This window comes from Marisediminitalea sp., assembly GCF_984433645.1.
Map to the genome: position 1 here is coordinate 6,784 of NZ_CFIDRX010000007.1, position 4,599 is coordinate 11,382.

A 4,599-nucleotide genomic window follows, 5' to 3' on the forward strand; every position below is an offset into this window, starting at 1 on the left:
AGATTGTTTTCGGTTGCACGCTATCACCTGGCGTGGCGTGAACTTTGGAAGGAATAAACCAGATACTGTCGGGCTCACCCTGGTAAGCACGTTGTCGGGTTTTTCTGGCAGCTCTAAAGAATATCCAGGCGAATACCAGCGCCATCACATCCACTAACAGGGTGCCACCAGCGACGTGCCAGTGCGTATTATGGGAAAACAGCGCGGTGATCAATGTCGTGAGCGGCACGCCTAAACAGGTTGCTGCGATCAAGGCTTGCAAGGCAATTGCCGACTTCGCGGCTCCTTGCCAAAAAGCAAAGCCCAGGCTGGCAATAAACACACCGTAATAGACGTTGATATATCCTAGATTGATATCGACACCCATCAGATAAAGCCATTTTGAGGCTAGTATTGAAGTCGCTACACCCAGCACGGAACCCAGACACACACCAATGGTGAGTTTTGCCATTATGGTAACCGAGCGGGATTGTTTTGCTTGTTTTTGGCGGCGCTTTTCCAGCCATAGCAGATTACCTGTATAGAACAGGATTGCGCCCATCATACCCAGTAAAAAGTAGATCCAGCGCCCGGTATCATTGGCAAAATTACCAAAGTGCAGCGCAAAGAAACTTTTCACCAGAGGGCCAAACGCGCCATTTTCCGGAATGCTTAAGGTGCTGTATGTCACGTCCAGTGTAAACGGGTGCATAGCAATGATATCGGTTTCGGCGGCGCGCTGCAGTTTACCGTCGCCGGCTACTTCAATACTCAAACGCGCTCGTGGCGTGGCTAAATCGGCAAACGTTAAACTGACAATGTCGTAGCCCTCTACCATGTCTCCGACCGCTTCAAAATAACGTTCTACGGGGGGGAGCTCAGCCACCGAGTACACCTGTTTACTGCCGCCATTGCGATCGAACATGGGTTCGTCACCGTAAATCAGAGAGAGGCCGCCGTACAGCATGTCGTGGAAAGCAAAGACCACGACTGTCCAGGCTATCAGCAAATGAAATGGCAGACTGGTGATGCCAATCAGGTTATGGGTATCAAGCCAGAATCGATTTGCGCCTTTCTTTTGTCGCAAGGAGAAAAAGCTTTTCACCAGAGTGGGTAGCAGGAAAATAACACCAGATACCAGTGCGATGAAATAGAGAGCTGACGCAACTCCGAGTACCAATACGCCAATATCTTCATGACCGGCTTTACCGGGTATACCTGCGGTGCGATGCAACTGATCAATCAAGTCACCCAGTACATTTTGCTGATTGGCCACTGAAACCAACTCACCTTCCTCGTTGAACGAGGCCTGTCGTAAGTGGCTATCGATACTGAGTCCCCGGCCACCGCCTTGTTCGTACCAGGTCATTGGGCTGTGATGCATTGGACTTTGATGGGGAGCAAAATGGAGAGTGAAGCCGTTGCTGGCTGTTTCGTATTGCGCTGTAGCTTGTTGCACTAACTCATCGTATTGGCCGACTGAAATAGCTGGCAGCACGTGGTTCTCTGGCACCGCCCAATGGGTAATGGGCGATTTAAACATAGTCAATGCACCGGCAAAAAAGGCAATGAATAACAACAGGCCGGTCGTAATCCCTGTCCAGGTGTGAATAGACTGGTAAGTGCGAAGAATATCGCTGCGGATCTTCATAAACTGTATCTCAATAGTAAAAAGGTTGCCCACGCGATCAGGTTTGCTGTACCAAGTATCAGCACGGCTCGCATACCGGTTCTAAACAAGAATGAGAACGACAGAATCAGTAACCAGACAGGACTGATCATCCACATATTAAATTGCACTTTGTTGGGCGCCTGAATCCCGCCCGGCCCATACCAGGCAAAAATACCGACCACCGCGAACGCGAGCGTCAGTCCAAGCACTGCACCGGCCAGTGATTTTGTCCACCAGTGAGGTTGAATCTTTTCTTCTGCAGACAGTCGGGCCATTAGGTTTGTCTCCCGGGTCGAATAAGAGTAAGTAGCGGGATCAATGCCAGGACCACCATGATGCTCAACAACCAGATCAGTATGGCTGCCGAGACAGACACTGCATTTAACCAACACACCAGCGCAACACAGGCTAGCAGGTACCCAAGGTATCGCAGAGTCAGTGTTTTTTGCTTCGCAAACAGGCGTTGATTTTTATTGGTGACATAAATCAACAAACAGCCACTGAAAGTAAAGGCCAGTGCCAACACACTCATGATGCCTAATCCATTAGTTTAATAAATAATAATGCAAATCATACTCATTAACATAAGTTTGTATAGAAAAATTTGGGTTAATTTACATAAAGCTGATCATAGTCAACGATAAATACAAAACTATGTAAATGATATTGATAATGATTATCGTTTGATGTAGTGTCATCGACCTGCAGGGATAACCATTACAACAATCGTTTCTTTCTCAAACGCCCTCGGATTTTTCATATCACATTAAGGACAAACCATGAGTAAACCAAACGCTTTGTTTAATAAGCGAAAATTAGTATTAGCTTGCTGTGCGGCCATGACCGGTCTTGGTCATTCTGTGGCGTTTGCAGACGCGGCAAGTGCTGAAGATGTTGAAGTGATTTCTGTGGTAGGGCACAAGCTTACCGAATTTGAACAGCAAAATGACGGCGGGGCATTAGGCAAGCGCTCTATTCAGGAAACCCCATTCTCAGTAGACGTTATTTCATTGGAAGACATGGAAATTCGTCAGGTAAATACCCTAAGCAGCTTGTTCAGTCGTGAAGCGTCGGTGTCGGTTGATGGCAGTGCTTACAGTTCGTTTGGTGACACTATTCGTGTACGTGGTCTTGGCCTGGATTACACACAGAGCTTCAAAATCAATGGTATGTCGATCAACAGTTTCAGTGGTGAGTTACCTTATGAAGCGTTTGAACAAGTGACCCTCATTAAAGGCGCAACCGGCTTTATGTACGGTATGGCTGCGCCTGGCGGTATCGTAAATTACAGTACCAAGCGCGCAACTCAGACTGCTGTGAGTGCCAATGTGGGCTTGCGCAGTGACAGTGTGCTGAGTGCACACGTAGATGCCGGTACCCGTTTTGGTGACGATGACAGTTTTGGTGTGCGGGTGAATGCCGTTAAAGAAGACGGTGATACCTACCTGGACAATGGCGGCATCGACCGCGAAACCGTGTCATTGGCATTCGACGCGAACCTCACGGATTCACTGTTGTGGACCGTAGATTTGATTTACAGCGACCGCCTGATTGAAAATTCCTGGAACCGCTTCTCGGTGAATATGGCGGCAAGTGAACCCCTGCCTGCAACGGTCAGCGGCAGTCGTAACCTGGCTGTGGATGGCACCTTCGACGGCTATAAAAACCTGATTGCGATCAGTAGCCTGAAGTGGAACATCAACGACAACTGGCAATTGCAGCTGGATTACGACTACTCAAAAAATGAAACCCGTTGGGTGAAAAGTCTGAACTACCTGCTAAACAGCGCGGGCGACCTGAATATTCTGACTTACGAACAGTACTTCGACGTTGATTACGATCAGGTACAAGCTATTGTAAACGGGGACTTTTCTACTGGCGGTATAAAACACAATGTAGTGTTCGGTGTATCGCATCAGGAAGCCACGACTTACCGCAACGACGGTGGTCAGTTTGGCCGCAAGGTAACCCGTAATTACGCAACCAGCAATCTGTATACGCCGGGCGATGTGCCTGCCTATGAAGCTACCTTGCAAAAAGATGCCCCAGTTGCCTGGGTTGATACTCAGCAGTCGGTGTTTGTGAGCGACTTTATTGAGCTTACCGACGAGTGGGAATTGCTGTTGGGGATCCGTTCCAACAATATCGAACACGACACCAGCGACTATTTTGCTTCTTATCACGATAACTACGATGATACCGCGGTATCGCCAACGGTAGCGTTAATGTACAAGCCGGCGGCAAACACCACGTATTACGCTAGTTATGTTGAGTCATTTGAAGGGCAGACGTCGGCCGTTGGTGAAGAATATGCTAACGCTAACGATTTGCTGCCGCCGCTGGAAAGCTTGCAGTATGAGTTGGGTATGAAAATGGCAGGTCAGGGCTGGTCTGTGAGCTCTGCCTTGTTCCGCATTGAGCGTGGCGCCACCATGGTCACTGAAGACAACTACCTGATTCAGGAAGGGATCTCACTGTATCAGGGATTTGAGTTTAGCGGTGCGTTAACGGTGACTGAAAATCTGTCACTGTACGGCGATGCCATGTTCCTGAGTGCAGAGTACGACAAAACCAGTACGGCTAATCAAGGTAATGATGTAGGTGGTGCACCTGAGCAGCAATTTACCTTACAGACTAACTACAACGTATCAGCAGTGCCGGGACTCACAGTGAATCTGGGCGGCAAGTTCCACGGTAAAACAGCCCTCGATGCGGCGAATAACTGGGAGCTACCTTCTTATACGCTGGTCTACGGCGGTGTAAGTTATACCACTACCGTTGCCGACAACGAGCTGACTCTGATTGGTTCGGTAGACAACCTGTTCGACAAAGAATACTGGGCAATCGGTGATTCTTACGGCGGTGGTAACATGCGCATTGGTGAGCCACGTACGTTTGCTGTAAAAGTGAAAATGGACTTCTAACAGCATATTCGTGTTGTGAAATGA

Annotated in this window: 4 protein-coding genes; 1 reads left to right on the forward strand and 3 read right to left on the reverse strand. The window is 48.5% G+C overall.

Features of this window, described 5'->3' with window-relative positions:
• From AC4MRN_RS02020 to AC4MRN_RS02030, 3 genes are all read right to left on the reverse strand, one after another.
• A partial coding sequence (locus tag AC4MRN_RS02020) for a PepSY-associated TM helix domain-containing protein (protein ID WP_370240779.1) occupies window positions 1-1,630 on the reverse strand: 1,630 nt, incomplete at its 3' end.
• Entirely contained in the window at window positions 1,627-1,926 is a 300-nt protein-coding gene (locus AC4MRN_RS02025; RefSeq protein WP_491202350.1) for a hypothetical protein, read from the reverse strand. The genes AC4MRN_RS02025 and AC4MRN_RS02020, both read right to left, overlap by 4 nt.
• The gene (locus tag AC4MRN_RS02030; RefSeq protein WP_370240782.1) at window positions 1,926-2,183 is read right to left on the reverse strand and encodes a hypothetical protein; all 258 of its coding nucleotides are present in this window, start codon (window positions 2,181-2,183) and stop codon (window positions 1,926-1,928) included. Before AC4MRN_RS02030 ends, AC4MRN_RS02025 begins: the two co-directional genes overlap by 1 nt.
• Before the next feature lie 247 nt (window positions 2,184-2,430).
• On the opposite strand from AC4MRN_RS02030, the gene AC4MRN_RS02035 reads away from it, so the two are divergent.
• Window positions 2,431-4,575, forward strand: coding sequence for a TonB-dependent siderophore receptor (locus AC4MRN_RS02035; RefSeq protein WP_490402194.1), 2,145 nt, complete (start codon window positions 2,431-2,433; stop codon window positions 4,573-4,575).
• The last annotated feature ends 24 nt before the right edge of the window (window positions 4,576-4,599 follow it).